Origin of the sequence: Anabaena sphaerica FACHB-251, assembly GCF_014696825.1 — a bacterium.
Classification (GTDB): domain Bacteria; phylum Cyanobacteriota; class Cyanobacteriia; order Cyanobacteriales; family Nostocaceae; genus RDYJ01.
Window position 1 is genome coordinate 1 of record NZ_JACJQU010000036.1, and the last position, 24,229, is coordinate 24,229.

17 protein-coding genes, 1 tRNA gene and 1 pseudogene are annotated in these 24,229 nt (G+C 39.2%); 8 read left to right on the forward strand and 11 right to left on the reverse strand.

The window, feature by feature from the left end; genetic code table 11:
* Nucleotides 1-467: pseudogene (locus tag H6G06_RS26435) on the reverse strand (RNA-guided endonuclease TnpB family protein); the annotation flags it as partial.
* 1,406 nt (nt 468-1,873) lie between these two features.
* On the opposite strand from H6G06_RS26435, the gene H6G06_RS26440 reads away from it, so the two are divergent.
* Nucleotides 1,874-2,899, forward strand: a complete 1,026-nt coding sequence (locus tag H6G06_RS26440; RefSeq protein ID WP_190565048.1) for a response regulator — start codon at nt 1,874-1,876, stop codon at nt 2,897-2,899.
* A gap of 17 nt (nt 2,900-2,916) precedes the next feature.
* On the opposite strand, the gene cobA is transcribed toward H6G06_RS26440, so the two are convergent.
* Both cobA and H6G06_RS26450 read right to left on the reverse strand, forming a co-directional pair.
* Nucleotides 2,917-3,663 (reverse strand): uroporphyrinogen-III C-methyltransferase, encoded by a 747-nt coding sequence (gene cobA / locus H6G06_RS26445; RefSeq protein ID WP_190565033.1) that lies wholly within the window; start codon nt 3,661-3,663, stop codon nt 2,917-2,919.
* Nucleotides 3,656-4,387 (reverse strand): sirohydrochlorin chelatase, encoded by a 732-nt coding sequence (locus H6G06_RS26450; protein WP_190565034.1) that lies wholly within the window; start codon nt 4,385-4,387, stop codon nt 3,656-3,658. Before H6G06_RS26450 ends, cobA begins: the two co-directional genes overlap by 8 nt.
* Nucleotides 4,388-4,434: 47 nt before the next feature.
* Here H6G06_RS26450 and H6G06_RS26455 point away from each other — a divergent pair, with 47 nt between their 5' ends.
* Nucleotides 4,435-4,623: a hypothetical protein gene (locus H6G06_RS26455; protein ID WP_190565035.1), complete on the forward strand. Its 189-nt coding sequence runs from the start codon at nt 4,435-4,437 to the stop codon at nt 4,621-4,623.
* Nucleotides 4,624-4,746: 123 nt separating this feature from the next.
* Here H6G06_RS26455 and H6G06_RS26460 read toward each other — a convergent pair whose 3' ends face one another.
* Entirely contained in the window at nt 4,747-6,294 is a 1,548-nt protein-coding gene (locus H6G06_RS26460; RefSeq protein WP_190565036.1) for a serine/threonine-protein kinase, read from the reverse strand.
* Nucleotides 6,295-6,360: 66 nt separating this feature from the next.
* A complete protein-coding gene (locus tag H6G06_RS26465; RefSeq protein ID WP_190565037.1) occupies nt 6,361-6,741 on the reverse strand; it encodes a DUF4359 domain-containing protein in 381 nt (126 codons plus the stop codon).
* A gap of 122 nt (nt 6,742-6,863) precedes the next feature.
* Here H6G06_RS26465 and H6G06_RS26470 point away from each other — a divergent pair.
* Together H6G06_RS26470 and H6G06_RS26475 are read left to right on the forward strand one after the other, a co-directional pair.
* Nucleotides 6,864-6,936, forward strand: a tRNA-His gene (locus H6G06_RS26470).
* 859 nt (nt 6,937-7,795) lie between these two features.
* Nucleotides 7,796-10,216, forward strand: a complete 2,421-nt coding sequence (locus H6G06_RS26475; RefSeq protein ID WP_190565038.1) for a sucrose synthase — start codon at nt 7,796-7,798, stop codon at nt 10,214-10,216.
* 163 nt (nt 10,217-10,379) lie between these two features.
* Here H6G06_RS26475 and H6G06_RS26480 read toward each other — a convergent pair whose 3' ends face one another.
* A complete protein-coding gene (locus tag H6G06_RS26480) occupies nt 10,380-10,928 on the reverse strand; it encodes a peptidoglycan-binding domain-containing protein (RefSeq protein ID WP_190565039.1) in 549 nt (182 codons plus the stop codon).
* 435 nt (nt 10,929-11,363) lie between these two features.
* A complete protein-coding gene (gene cax / locus H6G06_RS26485) occupies nt 11,364-12,467 on the reverse strand; it encodes a calcium/proton exchanger (RefSeq protein WP_190565040.1) in 1,104 nt (367 codons plus the stop codon).
* 577 nt (nt 12,468-13,044) lie between these two features.
* On the opposite strand from cax, the gene H6G06_RS26490 reads away from it, so the two are divergent.
* Nucleotides 13,045-15,744 (forward strand): DUF3536 domain-containing protein, encoded by a 2,700-nt coding sequence (locus tag H6G06_RS26490; RefSeq protein WP_190565041.1) that lies wholly within the window; start codon nt 13,045-13,047, stop codon nt 15,742-15,744.
* A 174-nt stretch (nt 15,745-15,918) separates the two neighbouring features.
* On the opposite strand, the gene H6G06_RS26495 is transcribed toward H6G06_RS26490, so the two are convergent.
* Both H6G06_RS26495 and holA read right to left on the reverse strand, forming a co-directional pair.
* Nucleotides 15,919-16,413 (reverse strand): DUF4168 domain-containing protein, encoded by a 495-nt coding sequence (locus H6G06_RS26495; protein WP_190565042.1) that lies wholly within the window; start codon nt 16,411-16,413, stop codon nt 15,919-15,921.
* A 181-nt stretch (nt 16,414-16,594) separates the two neighbouring features.
* Nucleotides 16,595-17,581, reverse strand: coding sequence for a DNA polymerase III subunit delta (gene holA, locus H6G06_RS26500; RefSeq protein ID WP_190565043.1), 987 nt, complete (start codon nt 17,579-17,581; stop codon nt 16,595-16,597).
* A gap of 207 nt (nt 17,582-17,788) precedes the next feature.
* Between holA and H6G06_RS26505 the strand changes: the two genes are divergently transcribed.
* From H6G06_RS26505 to H6G06_RS27720, 3 genes are all read left to right on the forward strand, one after another.
* Nucleotides 17,789-18,577, forward strand: a complete 789-nt coding sequence (locus H6G06_RS26505) for a DUF1868 domain-containing protein (protein WP_190565044.1) — start codon at nt 17,789-17,791, stop codon at nt 18,575-18,577.
* Between the two features lie 577 nt (nt 18,578-19,154).
* Nucleotides 19,155-22,340: a coiled-coil domain-containing protein gene (locus H6G06_RS26510; protein WP_190565045.1), complete on the forward strand. Its 3,186-nt coding sequence runs from the start codon at nt 19,155-19,157 to the stop codon at nt 22,338-22,340.
* Nucleotides 22,341-22,721: 381 nt separating this feature from the next.
* On the forward strand, nt 22,722-22,982 hold the full coding sequence (locus tag H6G06_RS27720) for a four helix bundle protein (protein ID WP_422387069.1): 261 nt from the start codon (nt 22,722-22,724) through the stop codon (nt 22,980-22,982).
* A gap of 196 nt (nt 22,983-23,178) precedes the next feature.
* Here H6G06_RS27720 and H6G06_RS26520 read toward each other — a convergent pair whose 3' ends face one another.
* Both H6G06_RS26520 and H6G06_RS26525 read right to left on the reverse strand, forming a co-directional pair.
* The gene (locus H6G06_RS26520) at nt 23,179-23,514 is read right to left on the reverse strand and encodes a hypothetical protein (RefSeq protein ID WP_190565046.1); all 336 of its coding nucleotides are present in this window, start codon (nt 23,512-23,514) and stop codon (nt 23,179-23,181) included.
* Between the two features lie 60 nt (nt 23,515-23,574).
* A complete protein-coding gene (locus tag H6G06_RS26525) occupies nt 23,575-23,964 on the reverse strand; it encodes a response regulator (RefSeq protein ID WP_190565047.1) in 390 nt (129 codons plus the stop codon).
* Between the last annotated feature and the right edge of the window lie 265 nt (nt 23,965-24,229).

The window sequence follows — 24,229 nt, forward strand, 5'->3', positions numbered from 1 at the left end:
ACTTGATTGAGATGTACATACTCTACTTTTGTGGGAATATAAATCTGTGTTTGTGACAGATGAATCACACCTGCTTTCATTTTTGGTTTACTCACTGCCTGGGCTGTGTAAACTAATAAATGTCTGCCTTTTTCTTTGTGTTTATATTTGGGTAATTTTGGTCTGCCTAAAAATTTGGATTTATCTTCTGTGTATGCTTTAATGGCTGCAAAAAAACTTAACCAGTTGCGATGTAGTCCTAATAATACTTGTTGGGACACTTTCCCAGGTAGAGATTGATATGGTTCTGTAGATTTTAATTGTTTAGCTAAACAATTGTAATCGAGATATTTTTGAGCGAAAATAAAGCTTTGACGGATGTGGAAGTTAGCATAATTGTAGAGGTTTTTAGCAGCAAAACATAACTGATCAATCTCCTGATAGTGGGGATGATTTCGTTGAATGATATGCCGTTCGACCAACTGCATAGACTAGCTTACCAAACTGAGAGCATGATTATATACACTAACACTTGTCTGTACTGGTGTCAATAAATTTATTTTATAGCTGTAGGCAGGATAATTAGGACATGATTAGTCCTTGAAACCAAAAGACCTCTCCGGAAATATGGTAGAGACGTTCCGCCGGAACGTCTCTACAAGGGTTTCAAACCACGCACATTTAATTACCGGAGATGTCTAAAGAATAACAAGGGTTTTACTCTTGCATGAGAGCAAGATTGCCTCTTGCCTTCTGCTATAATTCTCTGGCTTGAGGTTTGCTCTATCCCCATCTATTAGCTGGTTTCACTGTTATGAATGACAATAGATGGCAATATTTGTCTATAGATTGGGCGAAGTTTTACAATACGAGACTTTTACGGATTTTAACAATTGTAGTAGTTCTAAATAATACATAATACCAGTTCAATATTGAACTCACGCTGCTAGTTATAAACGTGAAGGGTCAGTTATCAGTTTTTATTCTCCCCCTGCTGCCTGCTCCCTACTCCCTGCCTTCTGCCTGCGGTTATAATTAATAATCATCCTGATAGCTGATTATCAAAGCTGAAGAGAATAAATTAAGCACTGTATGAGTAGAAAACTGCTGGACACAACCATTATAGTATATGCAGTAATTTACAGTACATTTGCTTCGTAGTAATTGACTATAAGAGCGTAAACTGATCATTAATTTTCAGCAGATAAATATTTTTTTATTAGAGAATAAAGGTAATATATAATAATTAAAAACAGCTATTTTAATTACTAAATTAACTATTAACTTTAATTTTTTATATTAGATTTAAAATAGTTTTTTATTTCCCTGTTAAATCTATAGTAACGTGAATTTAGTAAGTAATTACTGAGCATCTACATTGATTTTAAAATGGCTATTTTTTGGGTATTGACCAAAAAGCTATTAACACTCCGCACTCAGCTTATGCAGTCAGACAGTAGCTAAACCCCAATTTCTGCCCAATTTAAAACTATTGAGTTGGAAAGTAAACACTAGATTCTTCTCTTTGCTGTTGGTGTAGCTTGCTGTTAGGCATGAGCTTGCGGCTGACTGCTTAAGTGGCAGTTTTCATCACCTGTAAGAAAGCAAGGGGTTTAAATTCTGAGATTAGCCAGATTAGAGAAAAATACAGAAAGTCAATCTGATGTTTGGAATCCTATTTTCTGGCATAATTTGAGCCTTTTTGCTTGGGTGTGGGGTGAGTGGGGTGTGGGGTGTTGGGTATTGTGTGTTTAGAGTAGAGACTTGCTATACTCACTCCCATATAAACCGCTATCTTTATCTGGCACTAAGTCCAAAAAGACCGGTGTGAATCCCCTACGGGTGATTCACAAATTTCAATGTCAAATTTTTATTTGTATTTAGAACCATGTTGATGAAAACGCTTCCTATTAGTAGATACAGATTTTTCCAAAAGCTACAACCCTTATCCCTCTTGAAAAAAATCACCAGTAAGTCAGTTACTGGTTGTCTACAAGTATTTAGCACTTCAGGGGCTTGGTCAATCTATGTACAAGAGGGTAAACTGATTTATGCCTGTTACTCAGAGCAGATGTTTGAGCCTCTATATAGAAACTTACAGAGGTTAGGCCAACATAACTCTACTCTTCCCAGAGAGATTAATGAGCAGTTGCAGTCAATCTTTGAAAGAGGTGTGGAAAATCAGACCATACCGAATCCAGATTATTTGGCTATTTGCTGGCTAGTTAATGAAAACTATCTTAGCTCCTTACAAGCTGCAATGCTAATTGAGCAATTGTCTTTAGAGTTTCTAGATTCATTTCTGAAAATAGAAGAAGGGAGTTATGAATTTATCCCTGAGAGTTTTCTGGATGATTTACCCAAGTTTTGTCATTTGAACTTGCGCTTATTAGTCGAAAAGTGTGAAGCGGGTGTGCGAATTTCTCCAGAGCAGTTTTGGCAATACAACGAGCCAAGGACACGCCCCAAGATTGAGGTACAATTGCCCCCAATCGGTAATAAACCACCAACGACGAATAGGTATCAGCAACTTTACTCAAGACCCAAGGACAAAAAGAATTACACAATTTTTTGTGTAGATGATAGTCCTCTGGTTTTAAATACCATTAGAGGTTTTTTAGATGAGCAAATATTTTCTGTAATTGGTGTAACAGATTCTTTGAAAGCTCTAATGGAAATTTTCCACCTCAAGCCAGATATGATTTTTCTAGATGTGACAATGCCGAATTTAGATGGATATGAAGTTTGTTCTTTATTACGGAAACAGGCATCTTTTAAAAATACACCTGTAATTATGGTGTCAGAAAAAGCCAGCTTGATTGATAGAGCTAAAGCCAAGCTAGTCAGAGCTTCTGGTTGCTTGACTAAGCCTTTGAATCAAGGTGATTTCCTGAAAATGATTTTTCAGCACATGGTTTAAATTCTTCTCGATTGAGACTATAAAGGACGACACCCAGAAAGAATACTGTGCATCTTCACTACCGCTCCAATGACAGCGATCGCTGGCGCACTAAATCCTGTCTCTTCAACTTGCTCAACTATTGTTCCTAACTTACCAATTAATTCTTCTTGTTCTGGCCGGGTTCCCCACCTCACCAAACCAATTGGAGTCTCTGGACTCAAAAGGGCTGAACTTAACTGCTCCACAATATAAGGTAGATTGTGGATACCCATATAAATCACTATTGTTTCTGAACCTTGGGCGATCGCCTGCCAATTTACTGCCGGCTTATACTTACCCGCCGCTTCGTGACCCGTTACAAATGTCACCGATGAACTATACAGACGGTGGGTTAAGGGAATTCCAGCATAAGCCGCAGCCGCAATTCCGGCTGTGATCCCCGGCACAACTTCCACTGCTATTCCGGCTTCCACCAATTCTGCCATTTCTTCGCCACCACGCCCAAAAATAAAGGGATCTCCACCTTTTAACCGCACCACAATGGCATGATCTTGGGCTTTTTCAATGAGCAGATGGGTGGTTACTTCCTGTAAGAGCGAATGTCTCCCCATGCGCTTACCAGCGTCGATTTTTTCCGCTTGGGGATTAATCATGTCCAAAATTGCCTGACTCACCAAGGCATCATAAATAACTACATCTGCACACTCCAGCAGACCTTTACCCTTGATAGTCATGAGTCCAGGATCACCAGGGCCAGCACCGATTAAATAAACCTTACCCAAAAACTTTTTCCCCTTCTGTTGCTAAATCCCAAATTACATCTGCTAGTTCTGCACTTGCTCCTAGAGGTTGTGCTAATTGAAACTTTACCTCAGGAAATTGCAATTTTAGCTCTTCTATTGATTTTGCGATCGCATCGGTGATGCCACCAGTGAATAAAAAGTATGGCAAAATTGCAATTTGCAGATAACCAGCAACCACCAACTCTTTCACCCTTGTTTCTAAACTGGGAGGAACAGACCAATAAGCGGTTACTGCTCCCAAACTCCTGGCCATAGTTTCTACTGGCTGTTGCGAACCAGAACGACGGCTACCATGAGCTAAGAGAATTGATACTTCTGCTTTTATATTAGACATTACTGGAGTCAGCAATTTTGCTAAATTCCCATGACTGCCTAAATATGGTTTGAGGTCAATTCTCATATCTTGACCCAATGCTTTTTGTGCCAGTTCCACTTCTGCGGGAATATCTGTCATGACATGAACTCCCGGTACTAAAAACAAAGGTACAATTTTCAGGCATTTGCACCCCAAAGCCAAGGCTTTTTGAGCAAAATCTTGAATTTGCTGATGTAAAGGCTCAATACTTACCTCTAGGGTAGCTATACCTACTAAATTTTCGCTATTTGGCAATTTCTGACTTACCAGCTTTGCTAGTTGTTGCATAGCAATATCTGGACGCGGATCACGACTACCGTGAGATACTAAAAGATAGGCAGATGGCATGAGCTTACAATGTGATTAACTAAAAGTTTAGGTTAAGGGGTATTTATATGAAAGAATTCATGAATGTTTTAGAAGGCTTAGTCGATCAGCTGACACTCGGTGCAATTTTAGAGATGTTAGAGCGAATATGCCACAAAAAAGCAGAAAATCTCAGAACTCACTGGCAAGATGAAGAATCTGCCAAGTTGTGGGATAAAGCCGCTAAACAGATAGAAAATATCAACGTCGATATCTAAGTAGTGGTGCAAAATAAATTGCATATTGAGGTGAGGGAACAGGGAACAGGGAACTCTTAACAGGGAACAGAGATTTTTATTTGTTGGAAAAATTTCTAATTAGAGCTTGCTGAGGTACTTAATCTATTCCTGCTCAGGATACCGTGTTTTCACAAGAGCAGCATCCAAAGCATTCATATGTTCCCAGGGTTTAGTCCCTCCCACCCAAGAATGTGAGGGTAAATTTCCTTTGGGTACTGACCTGGGTAGTGACCAGACAAACAATAAATTCTGGGTGGAAGAACTAGATTTGTTTATATCCCAACCAACGGTAGCGCAAAATTGAGGATAATCTCTTCCACAGCTTTCATATATTTGTACTTGCACACTGAAACCAAAATGCTCTTGGCTATATTTTCTCCATAACTGATCAATTATCTGTAAATCTTCACCAGGGAAGTTTTTTAAGTCACTATTAGTTAGATATTTGCCCACAGGCTTACATAAAGCTTGACACATCACCACCCAAGTTTCTTCATCTGCTTGTTGCCATCTTTTAGCTTTCAGCAAGTCGTTTAACTTTTTGTAATCAACTCCTACGGCTGAATACAGGGTATTAACTGGCTGTTGTTTAACTGGTTTTGCTTGTGCGTGGACTGCTGCTAAAACTTCAGTTGCAGACTTGTAACGTTGAGAGAGGGCATTTTGCAGCAGTTTATCAAGAATTGCAGACAAACTTTCAGAAACACTATTTTCAGCAGGTAAATAATTTTGCCATACCCAGCGATCGCTCGTCACATCAAATAAATCAAAAGGAGAAATACCAGTTAATAGGTAAATGCAAGTTACACCCAAACTATAAAGATCACTCGCTGGTAAAGCCTTACCCCGTATTTGTTCAGGAGGCATATATTCAGCACTACCTACCGTTGTCCCAGTATTGACCAAAGCTGTAGCGGTGATTTGTTTGGCAACTCCAAAATCAATCAAAACTAGGTTTCCTGATGCAGTCTCATCATTGATATTTGTGGACTTCATCTGACTAACTGGTAAAATTTTCCTTGGTTTTGGTTGAGAATTGAAAGATTCCAATCCACCCCCAGTCATGGTCGAACCTTGATGTAATAATGCAGCGTTGGTGATTGGTGGCGGATCTTCAGATTCATTACCTGCTACTGGGGTATATCTTCGCATAATATTTGCTGGCTTGATATCCCGGTGAATTACTTGTCGAGCATGGATAAATTGCAACACTGGTAATAAATCTTTAAGTAATTGCCAAATATGCACTTCAGCAAATACACCTTGCTCTTGTAATTCTTGAGCTAAGGTCTTGCCTACAATTAATTCTTGCACTAAATATAGCTGACTGTCTTGTTCAAAGTGTGCCAGTAATTGAGGGATTTGAGGATGTTGTAACTCATCTAATCGTACAGCTTCTTGCTGAAATAAATTTACTGCCTTTGCAAGAGTAGCCGTATTCTGATTAAGGAAATATAATTGTTTAATTACACATTTGGGTTTAGACGGTATATGTTCATCTTCAGCCAAAAAAGTTCTGCCAAAACCACCGCTACCAATGGGATAAATCGGACGATAGCGTTCTTTAAGCAGTAGATGCTTACCACATTTTATACAAAACTTAGCATTACCAGGGTTTTGCGGGTACAGACAGGCAGTACAACAAGTCATTGGTCATTAGTCGTTAATCATTATTCATTATTCATTGGGTTATTAACATTCCCAATCCCCAGACACCTATTGCTGTTCAGCTTTATAAGTATAAAAGGTTTCAAATGCTCCTACTGTTTCAAATTTATAACCAGGTATTAAATTATCAATTTTTAAATCAGTAGTATAAACACTGAAAACAATATAATTCTGTCTTTTTGTAGTTGCAGCAATAATTTCTCGTATTTGCGGGTTAGCTGAATCAATCAACTTATCGCAATTAAATTGTATCAGATTTTGCAAAAAATTCGGTGTTTTTTTGCAAAAATCGGTTTTTAAGTAAGTTGTCAGTTTTTGCGCCGCATATTCTTCATATTGCGGCTGTTGAGGATTTGTCTTAGCCATTGTCACTCCTAAGACAACTATTCCGGCTGCGCCTACAGATGTAATCATAGTCGAGACTTTCATATACTTGAAATTGTGTATAGTTTTGACACTTTAAAGACTACACAGAAATTTAGTCAATTTCTGCCAAAAAGAGTCTTGATTATTTTTCCAAGGTTGTGCTATATTCAAATAGTTAGTGGATGGCGAGCGTAGCCAAGTGGTTAAGGCAGTGGTTTGTGGTACCACCATTCGTGGGTTCGAGTCCCATCGTTCGCCCTTTGAAACCTAAGTGACTCTAAGCGATTTAGGGTTTGGGAACGCAGAAATATGATTTATCGCTCCAGTGTCACTCATTGGGTAATTTTACCATGAGTTAAGTGGGTAATAATTTTCTGAGAAGCTATAAGTTTTTCTTTAGCGAGCGCAAGTGTTTATTGAAATTTTCCTTATCAATAATATTCTTCAAAATTCTATTACGATTTCTACAGCACATTGCAGATCAATGAGGTACAGAATCTAAATTGAAACCTATACACAAAGCCAGTTTTACTCCTGACTACTGCTGAATTTTTATTTTTTGTACATCATAATTCCAACTGTATCCGGATAATTTAAACCACGTCTACTTTGAAACCCATAGTTTTTTCTTAATCGGGTTTTGTTCCTAAATCCTATACTCTTCCCTGTTCCCTTTTGACAAACTCCAGTTCTCAACTTGGACGAGGTTTATTTCTTAAAAATTCCCTAATAGCCATTATTTATATAGCTGTAGCCAGGATAATTAGGACATGATTAGTCCTTGAAACCAAAGAATAACAAGGGTTTTACTCTTGCCTATTGCCTATTGCCTTCTGCTATATATAGAATTTTTAAATATTTGATGTGTGAAAATCGTCAAATATAATAAAGGATTAATACTTAAGATATATAGCTTTAATATTTTTTGTTTAATTGCTACTCTACATCTGTCCAAAGTTAGATAAACAGCATTTCTGTGGTTGGAGACAAAAATACTGTGCTATAGATACTTTAGGAAAAGAAAAGAGAAACACGTTATGTATATTTTCTCCAATTTCCATGCTCTGAAAGGGAATTGAGGCGTGTTTGTCTGAGTTGTTAAAAAATTGTGGTTATCATGTCTGAACTACTCCAAACATTACTGGACAGCGAAGAAAAAATTGAGCTTCGTTCTTTCATTAGTGACTTACGTCAACAAGAAAAGAAGTATTGGTTAAGGAACGATATAAGTCAGGTCTATAGTGAGTATTGTGCTAGATACGATAAATCTGAGCATTTCCGCACTACCTCAAATTTAGGCAAACTAATTTACTATACACAGGAAATTATTCAAGAAGAGTCAAGCTTCTGTTTTATTATCCGACCGAAGATTGCGAGTCAGGAAGTCTATCGTGTGACGGAAGAATTGGATATTATCCCGATGACAGTACAGGAGTTGTTGGATCAACGCGATCGCTTCGTCAACAAATTTCATCCCCAAGATGGCGATTTGTTAGAATTGGATTTGGGACCTTTTTATGATTACTCCCCGACGATCCGCGATCCGAAAAACATTGGAAAAGGAGTACAATTTCTCAACCGCTATCTATCTAGCAAAATATTCCAAGATCCAAAACAATGGCTAGACACGTTATTTAATTTTTTGCGCTTACACCAGTATAACGGTGTCCAATTGTTAATTAATGATCGCATTCAATCACAACAACAACTTTCTGCACAAGTTAAGAAAGCTATAGCTTTAGTGAGCGATCGCCCCCAAAATGAACCCTACGAACAATTCAGGTTTGAATTACAAATGATCGGTTTTGAGCCGGGTTGGGGTAATACTGCTGAACGTGTGCGCGAAACTTTAAGCATTCTAGATGAACTAATTGATTCTCCTGATCCTCAACCTCTAGAAGGTTTCATCTCTCGACTCCCGATTATTTTTAAAATTGTTTTAGTATCAGCCCACGGTTGGTTTGGACAAGATGGTGTTTTAGGTCGTCCCGATACTGGAGGACAAGTAGTTTATGTCCTTGACCAAGCGAAAAGTCTAGAAAAGCAGTTGCAAGAAGATGCAATGTTAGCTGGTTTAGAAGGCTTAAATGTCCAACCAAAAGTAATTATTCTCACTCGCTTAATTCCTAATAGTGATGGGACACTTTGCAACCAGCGTCTAGAAAAAGTGCATGGTTCAGAAAACGCCTGGATTTTGCGTGTACCCTTGCGGGAATTTAATCCTAACATGACTCAAAACTGGATTTCTCGATTTGAGTTTTGGCCTTATTTAGAAACCTTCGCCGTTGATGCAGAAAAAGAGATTTTAGCAGAACTTCAAGGTAGACCTGACTTAATTGTTGGTAATTATTCTGATGGTAACTTAGTGGCATTTTTACTATCGCGACGGATGAAAGTCACCCAGTGTAATATTGCCCATGCGTTGGAAAAATCTAAATACTTGTTTAGTAATCTCTACTGGCAAGATTTGGATGATAAATATCATTTTTCCTTGCAATTCACTGCTGACTTAATCGCCATGAACGCTGCTAACTTTGTCATTAGCAGCACTTACCAAGAAATTATTGGCACAAACGATAGTGTGGGACAATACGAGTCTTATAAATGTTTCACTATGCCAGATTTATATCATGTAGTGAATGGCATTGAATTATTTAGTCCCAAGTTTAATGTTGTCCCACCTGGGGTCAATGAAAATTACTATTTTCCCTACACACGGACTCAAGACAGAGTAGAAAGTGATAGTTTACGGCTAGAAGAAATTCTATTTACTCTGGAAGACCCGTCTCAAATCTTTGGTAAACTCGACGAACCTAGTAAGCGTCCGCTTTTTTCAATGGCTCGTCTTGACCGGATTAAAAATTTAACTGGGTTAGCAGAATGCTTTGGTAGAAGCAAAGATTTACAAGAGCATTGCAATTTAATTCTCGTAGCTGGTAAATTGCGTGTAGAAGAATCAGGTGATAACGAAGAACGAGATGAAATTGTCAGGCTCTATCACATAATTGATGAATATAATCTGCACGGTAAGATTCGCTGGTTAGGTGTGCGCTTAACCAAAAGTGATTCTGGAGAAATTTACCGCGTCATTGCTGAACGTCAAGGAATATTTGTGCAACCAGCTTTATTTGAAGCCTTTGGTTTGACAGTTTTAGAAGCGATGATTTCAGGATTACCAACTTTCGCTACCCAGTTTGGTGGACCACAGGAAATTATCCAGGATCAGGTGAATGGTTTTTACATTAACCCCACAAATTTAGAAGAAACAGCCGATAAAATTCTGGAATTTGTGACTAAGTGTGAGCATAATCCTAATTATTGGTCGGAAATTTCCCAGCAAGCAATTGACCGAGTTTACAGTACCTATACTTGGAAGATTCACACTACAAAGCTGCTATCGTTAGCACGGATTTATGGCTTCTGGAATTTTAGCTCCAAGGAGAATCGTGAAGATTTATTGCGTTACCTAGAGGCTTTATTCTATCTCATTTACAAACCCAGGGCGCAGCACCTATTAGAACAGCATAAATATCGCTAAATAGCAGGTGACAGGGCTAAAAGCCTTTTGGTGTCTAAGTTTTATAACTTGTTTATCTCGTTTTATCTCGTTTTATCTCGTTCCCAGTCTCAGACTGGGAATGTGATCACAGAGGCTCTGGCCTCTGCTTGTCGCAACTCAAGATATAAAACAGTCCCAGCCATTAAATTGACAACTCCCACCAAGTTCTTTGACCAACAACACCATCTACTAATAAATTGCGTTGATTTTGAAAGGCTTTGATAGCTGCTTCGGTCAGGGGTCCAAATATGCCATCGACTCGAATACCATAGCCGTTAGACACTAATAACCGCTGCATAATTCTCACAGACATACCTGCGCTGCCAAAACGTAGAGTTGGCATGGGTTGTCTATTATATGCTGGGTATCGTGCTAATAGCTGCTCTTTTGTAGGGATATCCTGAGCATCAGCTAACTCAAAAGATATTGAGGAGAGGTGCTTTTGTCGAATTTGTGTTAATATCTTATGCCGCTGATTTGCCAGTACCGAGATTTTAGGTTTGTCCCTTGCATCTGCTGTCATGAATTCAGGTGGTGTGATTTGAGAAGTAGAGGTTAACTGAGATAACTGACTATTTGTTGACTTCTGCACGCCATTTTCCGTTTGAAATGGTCGTTGCTCCGGCAAATGGGGCAAATTTGGTTGTGTGGTGCTTAACACGCCCGTCATTAGCAGGCCAATTTCAGTCATTGTAGTTCATCTCATATTTTGTACCTATAAGGATAAACCAGGAGTAGACAAACAAATAGTGTGAAACTGTAACTCTCGACAAAGAAATTTTTCTAAGTAAATATATAACATCTTTTTTAAACAATATACAGTTAAATAACGTATTAACATTGAGTTGGGATTGTTCAGAGTAAGGGGCAATTCTATCTAGGGGTTATGTATTGCGTTTTATAGCGGTAACATTTAGCTTGGTATTTAGAATAATTATGTGTTGTATTTTACTGTGAGTGATAAGAATAATTTTATAGTTACTGAGTCAGTTTTTTAACATTGATTCAAGATGCCAGTCAAGGAGTTGTCTGTCTATATTAGCAAAGATTATTGATTGTAGAATAACCGTTGATTAACCTTGCAGTCGTTGCCCAAAGCGATCGCCTTGGGCAAATGTTTATAGAACTAACTCACAACTGGATGGAAATAGAAAGCGAAACCTAAAACCGTATAGGCAGCTAAAAGTAAAGTTCCTTCTAACCAATTGGACTTACCATCAGAACTAATGCTATTGGCAATTAACACTGATACTGCTACTGCTACTAATTCAAAGGGATTGAAATCTAAATCCATAGGCTGATTCAGGAACCGCCCAGCAATGACTAAAACGGGGGCGACAAATAGGGCAATCTGCATACTTGATCCCACAGCCACAGATAAAGACAGATCCATCTTATTTTTCATAGCCACAGTGACTGCTGTAGCGTGTTCTGCGGCGTTACCGACTATGGGTAGCAAAATCACCCCTGTAAATAATGCTGTCAAACCTAACTTGGATGTGGCTACTTCCAAAGTTTCAACCAGCAATTCTGACTCTAAGGCAACTAGTAAAGTACAGACCAGCAATACACCAGTCCAAATCCAAAGATTTGGTTTTTCTTCTGCGGCGATTTCCTCAATTTTTGCGTCTGTCTCTGCTTCTATCTCTGCTACACCCACGTCATATAAATAGGCATGAGTTTTCATAGAAAATAGCAGTGTGAGTCCGTAAACCAGAATTAAGACTACAGCAACAGCAAGAGAGAGATTTTGCAATGTTCTCTCACTGATGCCTATAGATGTGTAGTTCATTGCTGTTGGTAACAAAATCGCAATTACAGCCAAGTTCATTGATGAAGCATTTACCCGCGCCACAACTGATTGGAACGTTTGTTCCTTGTAGCGCAGTCCGCCCAACAACATGGAAAAACCCATAACTAGGAGTAAGTTACTGATAATTGATCCAGTAATACTGGCTTTGACAACATCTATTAACCCAGCATTGAGGGCAACTAAAGCAATAATTAGCTCTGTTGCGTTACCAAAGGTGGCATTTAACAACCCTCCTAATGAGGGACCGACTACTACAGCAATTTCTTCTGTAGCTGTACCCATCCAAGCGGCGAGGGGAAGAATTGCTAGTCCAGCGGTGATGAAAACTATCAAGTCTCCCCACTCTAAAAAGTGAGCCGCTAAGGAAACTGGTATAAAAAGTAAGAGAATCAGGAAAATAATGTTTTTAGCTGACATTTATCGTCTCGAATTTTGGATATGAGTGACAGATGCTTGCGAAGAATTGAAACATAAGGCTGTAACCAACTGTAACCAAGATACAGGATACTCTCAACTGAACAACAAGATCCCCGACTTCTCTAAGAAGTCGGGGATCTGAAATGAACAGCATATTATCAAGCTTTCAGAAATTTAACTGTTTCCATGACTGCCGCAGATATATAAAATAAGATTGCGATTTAATTCGATATTGCAATGTTTTGTTGCAAAAGTATGAATTCCAGCCTGGGTTTGATCACAAAAATGGGCTTTAATGGTATAAAAGACGATTAATTTTATTGGCTGATTAGCGTTGCCAGTGATACAATCCCCAATATGAGGTTTGATTCCATCTTCGATTACTTTATGCCTGCGGGGAAAAGGTGGCGCGATAATGCAGATTTCCCGACATATTAAGACCATTTTTGCCAAAATCCCTATTCAGCTTTATTTCCAAGCTGTTGTTTAGAGCGGATTTGGTAGGAAAACAACTGTAAAAAGGTACATAGAACAATACTTTCGCCACAACTGCAATTTTACTTTGGATAAAAATATCATGACATCTGCTGCTGAATTGCCAGCAAGCTCTGGCTCAAAATTTAAATTAGCTCAAGATTCCCAATACCTTGCTGATCATGATCCCCTGAAAAAATCCCAGGGTGTATACGTGACGGTGCATGGTCATTTTTACCAACCACCCAGAGAAAATCCTTATTTAGATGCGATTGAACGCCAACCTAGTGCTGCACCTTTCCATGATTGGAATGAACGCATTCATTGGGAATGCTATCGCCCCAACGCCTTTGCTAGAGTGCTAAATGACAAAGGTGAATTATTGGGGATCGTTAATAATTATGAGTACATGAGCTTTAATATTGGTCCGACTCTGATGTCGTGGTTGGAACGCTACGATGTGGAAGTTTATCAGCGGATTTTGGAGGCTGATGCTAAGAGTAGCCAAAGGTTGCATGGTCATGGAAATGCGATCGCCCAAGTATATAATCACATCATCATGCCTCTGGCCAATGAACGGGATAAATATACCCAAATTCGCTGGGGTAAAGAAGACTTTAAATCTAGATTTGGTCGTGATCCCGAAGGTATCTGGTTAGCAGAAACCGCTGTTGATTATCCGACTTTAGAAGCTTTGGTATCGGAAGGAATTCGTTTTATTGTCCTGGCACCATCCCAAGCACAACGCTGTCGTCCTTTCCCAACTGAAAACGATCCCCACCCTGCATGGCATGAAGTTGGTGGTAGTCAGATTGATCCCACCCGTCCTTATCGTTGTTATTTAAAGCCTACTCTCCAGACGACATCTTCACCTCTGAGTGCAACTAAAACAACTACGCCAGAAAGCACAGCAGGCTTACCTTACATTGATATCTTTTTCTACGATGGACCAATTTCACGGGACATGGGTTTTAGTGATGTGGTTTATAATTCTCACCACTTTGCAGGCCGTGTGGGTGCAGCAGTACGCGGGGATCATCGTCCCGCACAGTTGATATCTGTGGCCACCGATGGGGAAACCTTTGGACATCACAAAAAGGGAACTGAGAAAACTTTAGCCTATGCCTTTATTGGTGAGTTTCCTCATCACGGTTGGACGGTAACAAATTTTGCTCACTACCTGAGCTTAAATCCTCCCACGTGGGAAGTGGAATTAAAATCTATCACCGCTTGGAGTTGCGCTCATGGTGTGGACAGATGGCAAGATGATTGTGGTTGCGGTGGGGAAGGGGGTGTATGGCATCAAAAATGGCGGCGGCCGTTGCGGAATGCTTTGAATTGGTTGCGGGATCAGTTAATTGAGGTGTATGAGGAATATGGCGGCAAAATATTCCGTGATCCCTGGTTAGCAAGGGATGAATATATTCAGATTTTACGCGATCGCTCCCCTGCTAATGTCAGCCGTTTTCTCTCCCGTCATCAAAACCACAAACTTACCGCTGTGGAACAAGTAGATGCTTTGCGTTTGTTGGAAATGCAGCGTCACGCTTTGTTTATGTTCACTAGTTGCGGCTGGTTTTTTGAAGAACTATCCAGACCAGAGGGTACGCAAATTCTCCGTTATGCGGCTCGTGCTTTAGAATTAGCAGGGGATGTGGCAGGTGTGCAGTTGGAAAAAGGCTTCCTCAAACGTTTGGGTTTAGCTCTCAGCAATGTTGAACATTTTAAACATGGTGCTGAAGTATATCGTCAATTGGTACTAACTGCCCAAATCGGATTTAAACAAGTTGCCTCCCATTACGCGATTACTTCCTTATTTAACAATCACAACAATGCCTTATCGGCACAGGATAAGTCTCCAAATCTCCAAACTTACCAAAAGCGCGTTTATTGCTACACAGCCAATGAATTAGATTACCAACTGCAACGCATGGGCGCTTTAACTATGGCGGTAGGACACTTGAAATTAGTGTCAGAAATTACTTGGGAAAGTGAAGACTTGGTGTTTGCGGTTCTGCATCTGGGAGGTTGGGATTTCCATTGCTGCATTCAACAGTTTACAGGCAGGCGTGATTATAGCCACTTGAAAGAAAAGCTATTAGCATCGCTACAACAAGCAAGTGCGGCTCACGCTATCTTGGTGATGACGCAGATTTTTGGGGATGAAGCCTTTAATTTGCAAAATTTATTTGCCGAAGAACGCCACCGGATTATGCGCTTGTTAAGTCAGGAAACACTGACACGATTAGACCAACTCTATACCCAGACATATCGTGAAAATTACGGTGTGATTATGGCGTTTCATCGGGATGAGTTAGAAGTTCCCCAAGAATTACAGGTAGCGGCCGAGATTGCTTTAGGTTATCGCTGTATGATGACATTGCGATCGCTAGAGCAAGATATCACCGAAACCCAATTAAGTTGGAATCACATTCTCGAATTAGAAGCGATCGCCACTGAAGCCAAACATCTGCGCTGTCGGTTAAATATACCTGAAGGCAAACAGATATTAGAACAGTTAATTATGCGATTGCTGTGGCAATTATTACACGATGCTAACGGTTCTTTTAGTACAGATATCCAAAGGTTAGAAAAGTTGATTGATGTCGGGTATCAGCTAAATTTGGGCATTTCTTTGGAAAAATCCCAAGAACTCTACTTTAGCTGTTTGCATAGTCAAATAGTTCCCGTGTGTCTGAGCAACTTGAATAACCAAGCAGAAGCTACTCAGTGTAGTCAGTTGCTGAAATTAGGGCAAAAATTAGCCGTTGATGTCAGCATAATTGCGAAAAAATTGGCTTAAAAGTAGCACCTATTTGCAGGGTTGGCAATTTCACAACAACAGGACTTACGCACACAAAATTTGTCATTGCGACCGGAACAGACTGTAGGGACGCAATGCCAGAGTTTCAGCGATTACTTCGCTATCGCTCGTAATGACGTAATTACGTTAATTGTGCGTAAGTCCTAACTATATCTAAGGAACATTACGCGCACCCGAATTAGGCGATGATTCATTTTGTAAGCGTATTAATGTATTATAAATTCGCTGTTTTAACGCATTGTTATTTTGGTATTCAACCGTAATTTGATTGAAACGTTCAAATGTCAAATTATGTGCTGCCACTATTTTTTGAGAATCGTTACAATAATTAACCGCTATATCCTTAGCCTTATTTGGTAGAGAATTCATACTGCTGGGATCATTACAAACAATTTTGGGAATTTCTTTCCCACCAATCAGTTTTTTAATTTCCTCAAAAGCTTGTTGACGCTTTGGTTCCATTGCTAACACAGATTGGGCATAGTTAGTAACTTCTGTATTGTTAACTGTCAAGGGTTGAGCATCAGCTTTGACACTCAACCCCACAGTAGCGATTAAACTCGCAGCAGTGAGAGTTGCAAATACCAAATACTGAGACAGCTTACACTCAATTGAATTTCGCAAAAAGACCAAATAATTTTCCTGCATACGATAGATGACACAGAACAATAGTAGAGATATGATAGTGGATTTGAATTATTTTAGGAATCAGAAGTTCCGGTAAAATCGGAATTTACTAAATTTTTATAGGCACTGGGGTGATGTGGTGATGGGAAGAAAATTCTTTACCTGTTCCCTGTTCCCTGTTCCCTGTTCCCTTCTTTCCCAATTACCTTCTCTGATATACTTGACAGAGTTCAATGACTTTAGTTTGTAGTATTGATGTTTCTGAAGCTCCTTGTTTCAGGCTGACTTCTAATTCCAGCAGCAAGGGTAAATAAGAAATTAGTTGCGGTACAGAAAGAGATTTGACTTCTTGCTGTAAAAAGTAGATACGTTTCGGGTTATTGATTTCCGCAGCTTGGGCGATCGCTTGGGGGTTGCGCTCTCCTGCTTCCATCATAATCTTTACCCATAACCACGTGCGAAACTGACCAATCAAAGTGGCAACAATCCGCAAACCCGGTTCCGCAGCATTAATTAGATCCCCTAAAACACCCAAAGCTTTAGCTGTATCACCCGTTCTGATAGCTGCTGCTAATTGCAACGTGTTTTGAGTAGTATTTCTGACTAATAGAGTTACAGTTTTCACATCTAAGGGCTTATTGCTACCTGCAATGTAAAGCCGTAATTTCTCCATTTCGGTGTAGAGAAGCCGTGTATCGTTACCTATAGATTCAGCCAACAGTTCCGCAGTCTGGGGAGTTAGTTTCACACCCACAGTTTGAGCAGCTTGATTTACAGCTTGTACCAACAATTCCGTTTTCCAGGGGGGAACAAGTGAAAACTCTTGGAACTGGGCAAATTGTTTCAAAAATTTTGTAGCTTTGAGGCGTTCATCAGGTTTATTGCGGCTAGTGAGTAATAAAAACGAGTCTTCAGGAATTACAGGTAAAGTCCGTTGTAATTCTGATAACACATTTTCTGGACACTGTTGACACAGAGTAGTATTAATCAACCAAACCAAACGTCCACCTGCGCCAAAAGTGGGTGTCATGACTTGATTTAAAGCCTGAATCACAGCATCAGCTTGATCTGGGGGGAAAGCAGTATAGTTAAAACTTGTCCACAGAGGATCGAGAATGCGATCGCGCAAAACTGCAACCGCCTTTTCCATCGCAAAATCATCTTCACCCCAGTAAACATAGATTGGCATAATCATTCAAAATAGGGAACAGGGACAAATCAAGTCAAAAGTCAAAAGTCAAAAGGCTTACCCTCGTGAAAACGGGGATCAAAATTAAAGAACTCCTGACTCTTGACAAAATAACTTGGTCAAACTAAGTAAATTTCCCATTTCAATCCAAAATCACCTTTGAAAGTGATTTTCACATTTATTTAAGAGAGCGCGAGGCTAAGAAGATTGGACGACAACTACCAAACCTACTTAAATCGGGTAGCACGCATGACGCTACCAGAATCTTACAGAACCCAAGTTCAGCATATCCAGGAATCTTCCAAATTCAAGCCCCATGATGGAGTCAGACAACCAGCACCCTTTCCTGGCTATACGCTGATTACCCCACCAGCAGCAGAAGATACACAAAACGCTGATTTTTACAGCCAAATCGAGACTTATCAGCGATCGCTGTTAGAGTTACCAATCGACTCTGATTTGATTGTACCTCTACCTCCTGCCAGCTTTCATTTAACCGTCGCAGATTTGATTTGGGATCATGCTTTTGTTCATGCTACTGAAAAAAATCCCCAATTTGAACAGGAATTAAACTCTTGCTTAGGTGATTTATTTGAGCAGTATCAACAGTTAAAGAGCAAAGCCACTAATCCGATTTCCTGGCAAATGCTAGGACTGATAGTGATGCCAAGGGCTGTAGGTGTGTGCCTAATCCCCAAAGATGAACGCTGCTATGAGGAAATTATTCAACTCCGTCGGCTAATTTATCAAAATCGTAAGTTAATGGGCTTGGGTATTGAGCAACATTATCATTTTACTGCTCATATTACATTAGGCTATTTTGGGGAAATTCCTGCTGAACTAGACCGGATAAAACTCAGTAATATGTTGTCAGAGTTAAATCAACAATGGTTGTTGAACTTCCCAGAAATTTTAATCCATCGGGTTGAGTTGCGGAAGTTTGACAATATGACACGCTATTATCGTCAACCAGACTGGACTAGTTTAGATTTTTAATTTGTCAATAGTCAGTTATCAGTTGTAGAAAAATTATAAAGGATGAAGAATCAAAATCTAAAGCGATTAATTTTTCTTCATCCTTTATCCTTAGATGCCCAATTTTTCAAACAAATCGGGGATCTGGGTATTAAGTTTTTTTTAGTTGAGCTACTAAATAGACATCTCCGATAAAGATTGTAGAGCCAAGAATCCCTACCTATGGAATGTCTCTACAAGGGTTCTAGAAGACGCATATTTAATTTTCGGAGATATCTAATCATTCAGCATCAAGACTAATGATGAGCAACACCAACAGCAGTCAGCTAATACACCGTTGCAGTTGAAATTCCTGATAATGATTTTGATGCTGATTTAGAAATATTGATCTTGCAGCATAGAAGCTTATGTATCGAATGGCAGAAGTATTGACAGCCAGGATTAAGCTAGTCTGTGTATAGAATTAAAGCCAGATTTTCCTGACTTTACATCGGCAGCAGACAACAACTATCACTACGAATAAGACCTTGTAAGACCTTGGGACTGTTGTCATCAATCAAGTTTACACAGTGTTGATTTCAGCTTTAAGGATGAAATTATGATTTTTCAAACTTCGCTAATTGCAGTAAATAGTTTCAAGTGGTGCTATTTACACTTAGGATTAGCCCCAATAAAAGTAACTGGTGAAGTTTTCACTCCAGTACCAACAGCACTAGCTTTTTCTAGTCCTAAATTTTTACTAGCATTGCTAAGTGGCATAGTTATGGCCTTAGCATTTCAATTATTACTCACAAATCTCTCGTTAGCGGTGGGAATTTCCGCTATAGGAACTGGTGCATATTCTGATGTTGATGATACACAAACATTAGGAGGAAGCATTCGCAAAATTGAAGCTAAAATTGGGATTTGGGCAATTTTATCTTCCAGTATTGCATTATTTATCGCTTGTTTCGTAGCAATTAAACTTAGCTTAATTGAAAGTGCAGTTTTAGGCGCGATTATTGGTGTCATTATTTGGTCTAGCTACTTTACCATAATCATGTGGCTGGGTTCGAGTGCGGTAGGCTCATTAATTGGTTCTTTTATTAGCACTGTAACTTCTGGTATTCAAGGCTTGCTGGGTACAGCTACTGCTGCTACTACTTCAGCTTTGGGTGCCAATGCTGCTCAAAAACAGATGGTAGCAACAGCCGAAGAAATTACCGCCGCAGTTCGGCGAGAATTAACTTCCGGTTTTGATGCTGAAAGTATTAAAAATACTCTGCAAAATTCTTTGAATTCTCTCCAATTACCAAAGTTGGATATCAAAGAAATTAGAAATCAATTTGACCATTTGTTAAAAGATATAGATTTACGAGAGATTGGCGATAGACAATTTCTGGAAAATATTAATCGTCAGACCTTCGTAGATTTAATCAGCAGTCGTACAGATTTTTCTCCAGAGGATGTTAATAAAATTGCTGACCAACTTGAAGGTGCTTGGAAGCAAGTTTTAACTCGCCAAAATACGACAGGGAAAGTCATTGATTTAATTAAATCTGCTAGTCCAGAAGAATTAAACTCAGAAAAATTAGGTGAAAGACTGCAACAATTGATAACTGTTGGCGGTAATGGTAAGCAAACCAATGGAGTCATCAAACAAGCTATTCAATATGGCTTAGGTGCTGCGGGAACAGCAGTATTAGAGAGAGTTAATCTTGCTGATGTCAATGTTCAAGAAATTACCACTGAACTGAAAAAAATTGGCGGTCAGGTTCAAGATGTTGATGTCAATAAAATTATTGAGCAACTGAAACAGATTGCTAACAAAACAACGGAACAAACAAGTAAAATAGGTACTCAATTAGGTGAAAGATTTGCCAAACCTCAGAATCCTATCAAGGCAGATGTAGAAGATTATCTTCTTAATTCTTTTCCTTGGCATTTTAACCGTTTGACAATTCAAGATGAATTCAGAGATGTTATTTATGACCCAAATGCAGATCCAATCACTGTACGCCGTCAGCTAGAAGAAATTAATCAAGATTACTTTGTCAACTTGCTGAAACAACGTGGTGATATTAGCGAGGACAGGATTCAAGAAATTGCCGAACAAATAACAAGTATTCGTCAAGAAGTTTTCCAAATTGTTCAGCAAACTGAAAGAGAGGTTCAATCTCAAGACTTACATCGGAGAATAGAAGATTATCTGCGGAATACTAACAAAGAAGAATTAAATCCTGAAGGTATTGAGCGCAATTTTAGCACCCTACTTGAAGACCCAGAAGCTGGAGTTGAAGATTTACAGCAACGGTTGAGTGAATTTAACCGTGATACCTTGGTACAACTACTTCAGCAACGTCAAGATATTAGCGAAGAGGAAGCTAATAATATTGTTGGTAAACTCGAAGGCACTCGTGATAATGTTGTCAATCGAGCTAGAGAATTGCAAGAGCAAGCAAAAAATAAAGCTCAAGAATTGCGTCAAAGAGTAGAAGATTATTTGCGGAATACTAACAAAGAAGAATTAAATCCCGAAAGTATTGAGCGCGATTTTCGAGTTTTGTTAGAAGACCCGCAAACGGGAATCAATCTTTTACGCGATCGCTTATCGCAATTTGATAGAGATACGCTGGTACAATTATTGAGTCAGCGTCAGGATTTAAGTGAAGAACAGGTAAACCAAACTCTAAATGCTTTGGAAAGGGTACGAGATAATATTATCCAAGCACCGCAGAAAGTTGCAGACAAAGCGAAAGAACAATACGAACAAACGACAACAGCCATAGCTGAATACCTGCGGAATACCAACTTGAAAGAACTGAATCCTGAAGGTATACAGCGAGATTTGCAAAAGTTGTTTAGTGACCCCAAACAGGGTGCTTCCGCATTACGCGATCGCCTCTCGCAAGTTGATAGGGAAACTTTAGTTAAATTGCTTTCTGGGCGTGAAGATTTGAGCGAAGAACAAGTTAACCAAATTATTGATTCTGTACAAGCAGCAACTAATAACATTGTCAAAGCACCGCAACGTTTGGCGCAACGCACGACTAAACAAGTGTTAGACTTTGAAGCAAATTTGGAAAATTATCTACGCAATACCAAAAAAGAAGAACTGAATCCCGAAGGGATCAAACGCGACTTACGATTGTTGCTGTCTTCACCCCGCGTAGGTATTGGTAGTTTAGGCGATCGCGTTTCCAGAATTGACCGTTCTACATTAGTAGCTTTGCTTTCCCAGCGTGAGGATATCACAGAAGAAGAAGCAAACAGAATTGTAGACCAAATTGAATCTGTGCGTGACTCGATAGTTGCACAATTCGACCAGATTCAGCAAAGAATGCGATCGCTTGTTGATAGAATTTTCGGCAGCATTCGTGAATATCTCAATTCCCTAGATCGTCCTGAACTGAATTATGAAGGTATTCAACACGATTTTGCGAAGATATTCGATGACCCGCAAGCAGGATTTGAAGCTTTGCGCGATCGCTTAGGTGAATTCGACCGTGACACCTTAGTTGCTATCCTCACTTCTCGTCCAGATATATCCGAAGAACAAGCCAATCAAATTATCAATCGCATTGAATCTGCGCGGGATAGTGTATTGCATCGAGCCGAACGCATCCAGCAAGAAACCCAAAGAAGACTACGCGCAATTAAAGAACAAGCAAAACAGCAAGCAATTGACAGTAAAAAAGCCCTTGCCGATGCTGCTTGGTGGTTATTTAATGCTGCTGTTATCTCCCTCGTAGCATCAGCAATAGCTGGAGTTTTAGCGGTCATTACTCCTAATCCCATACTCTAAGACTTGTAGCTTTTTCGATTTTCGATTGATCCCCCCTATCCCCCCTTTTTAAGGGGGGAACCGGAATAGGGAACAGGGAACAGGGAACTCTTAACAGGGAACAGAAAGAATGTCAGATATTGAATAGGGAACAGGGAACTCTTAACAGGGAACAGAAAGAATGTCAGATATTGAATAGGGAACAGGGAACAGGGAACTCTTAACAGGGAACAGGGAACAGAAAGAATGTCAGATATTAATGATTTTAAAGACTTAATGATTTGGTAAAAAGGGATGGATATTGCTGAAAAATGTTATTTTCTTACTAAACTTTTTCCTAAAGACGAATTATATGCTATGGTTTAGCAAATCAGAAGAAGTGCAGTATCCATTCCAGCTAATATAGCTGAAGGATATGGACGACGATATAGAGGAGAATATGTAAGATTTTTAAACATAGCGCAAGGGTCAGTTAATGAATTAGAAACTCACCTAATTTTATCTAAACGAGTAGGATTATGCTCAGAAAAAGACATTGAAGTAATTCTTAACTTATTACGAGAAGAAAGCAGAATGATTATTAGTCTTATCAAAAGACTAGAAAATTTAAATTTGTTCCCTGTTAAGAGTTCCCTGTTCCCTCCTCTCAACTTGTCAGTTTAGCATAACAAGTACCGAAGAGCCTTTTTTCCTACAATCAAAGATGCTACTGTTGTTAAGTTTACCCGATGGTAATAATATCGCAGACTACAAAGAAAAGCTTTAAATTAATCCAGTTAAAAAGAATTGAATTAATGTCAGCACTGCACCATCATCTGAAGGGTAATCAGCCGTTAGTAACTTTTCTTTAGTTGCTACTTTAACCTCTATATTCATTCCCATCATCATTAAAGTGGATATCTTCTGGTGTAAATCCCCAAGTTAGTAGTTTCTTATTTAGTTTTTGAGTAACAATAACTTTGATATCAATTTCCGGTTGTAAATAAGTCGGATTTTTTAACAGCCAATATATTGTTTCTGGGTCTGTTTCAATAACTTGGTTGATGGCATCGATGAGAATGTGCTGAATTTTTTCTGGGTTGGTAACAATGGTCAGAAAATCTTTCAAGCTATTTATAGCTTCGGGTTTATGGCTTTTAAGCAAAAAAACCGCTATGTTTATGAGTTGTTCAATTCGCTTTTGAGACAATAGCATTTTGATTAATATATACTGTTTTATTGGTTGAGATGTGAGTGACTTTTTGCAGTTGTGAATTTATTTGTTTTGGGAAGATTGCAACTGAGTATAGATTTTTTCCAGCAAAACTTGAACTTTAAATGGTTTAAATAAAATATCTTGGTATCTCACGTAATTCTGCCAGTTGGGAATTGTTTCTAAAGCAGATCCCGCCATGAAGATAAAGGGAATATCTGCCGTTTCTAAATCTTGGTGAAGTTTTGTGATAAATTCCCAGCAATTTTCATAGCTATTGAAATAGCGACTTGAATGACCACACAAAATTACATCAGGTTTTTCGAGTTTAGTTAACTCATATCCTTGTTCACAAGATGCCGCAGTAATTGGCATTAATCCATGTAGATGAAGTAATTCTGCTATAAGATTTAATAGCGTAGGTTCAGGTTCAACTATTAGAATCTTGTTCATATTGTTGCTACCATGATTTGCTTTGCAAGGGTTATCTATCCTTTAAGCTACACAAAATTTGTGAATAATTTATGAATGCAAATAAATTAATAATTAGTAATTGATAATTTAATTGGTAAAAGCAAAAGACAATATAATATATCTCCCCTGCTCCTCTGCCCCTCTGCTCCTCTGCCCCTCTGCTCCCCTGCCCCTCTGCTCCCCTGCCCCTCTGCCCCTCTGCTCCCCTGCTCCTCTGCCCCTCTGCCCCTCTGCTCCCCTGCCC

What these genes read in the sequence shown, in the direction of transcription:
- holA (WP_190565043.1), bottom strand. Translation starts at nt 17,581, where the DNA reads ATGCCAATCTATGTTTACTGGGGTGAAGATGATTTTGCGATGGAAAAG.
- H6G06_RS26450 (WP_190565034.1), bottom strand. Translation starts at nt 4,387, where the DNA reads ATGCCATCTGCCTATCTTTTAGTATCTCACGGTAGTCGTGATCCGCGT.
- H6G06_RS26460 (WP_190565036.1), bottom strand. Translation starts at nt 6,294, where the DNA reads ATGACTTGTTGTACTGCCTGTCTGTACCCGCAAAACCCTGGTAATGCT.
- cax (WP_190565040.1), bottom strand. Translation starts at nt 12,467, where the DNA reads ATGTCAGCTAAAAACATTATTTTCCTGATTCTCTTACTTTTTATACCA.
- H6G06_RS26520 (WP_190565046.1), bottom strand. Translation starts at nt 23,514, where the DNA reads ATGCTATTGTCTCAAAAGCGAATTGAACAACTCATAAACATAGCGGTT.
- H6G06_RS26475 (WP_190565038.1), top strand. Translation starts at nt 7,796, where the DNA reads ATGTCTGAACTACTCCAAACATTACTGGACAGCGAAGAAAAAATTGAG.
- H6G06_RS26525 (WP_190565047.1), bottom strand. Translation starts at nt 23,964, where the DNA reads ATGAACAAGATTCTAATAGTTGAACCTGAACCTACGCTATTAAATCTT.
- H6G06_RS26510 (WP_190565045.1), top strand. Translation starts at nt 19,155, where the DNA reads ATGATTTTTCAAACTTCGCTAATTGCAGTAAATAGTTTCAAGTGGTGC.
- H6G06_RS26440 (WP_190565048.1), top strand. Translation starts at nt 1,874, where the DNA reads ATGAAAACGCTTCCTATTAGTAGATACAGATTTTTCCAAAAGCTACAA.
- H6G06_RS26465 (WP_190565037.1), bottom strand. Translation starts at nt 6,741, where the DNA reads ATGAAAGTCTCGACTATGATTACATCTGTAGGCGCAGCCGGAATAGTT.
- H6G06_RS26495 (WP_190565042.1), bottom strand. Translation starts at nt 16,413, where the DNA reads ATGCAGGAAAATTATTTGGTCTTTTTGCGAAATTCAATTGAGTGTAAG.
- H6G06_RS26480 (WP_190565039.1), bottom strand. Translation starts at nt 10,928, where the DNA reads ATGACTGAAATTGGCCTGCTAATGACGGGCGTGTTAAGCACCACACAA.
- H6G06_RS26490 (WP_190565041.1), top strand. Translation starts at nt 13,045, where the DNA reads ATGACATCTGCTGCTGAATTGCCAGCAAGCTCTGGCTCAAAATTTAAA.
- H6G06_RS26455 (WP_190565035.1), top strand. Translation starts at nt 4,435, where the DNA reads ATGAAAGAATTCATGAATGTTTTAGAAGGCTTAGTCGATCAGCTGACA.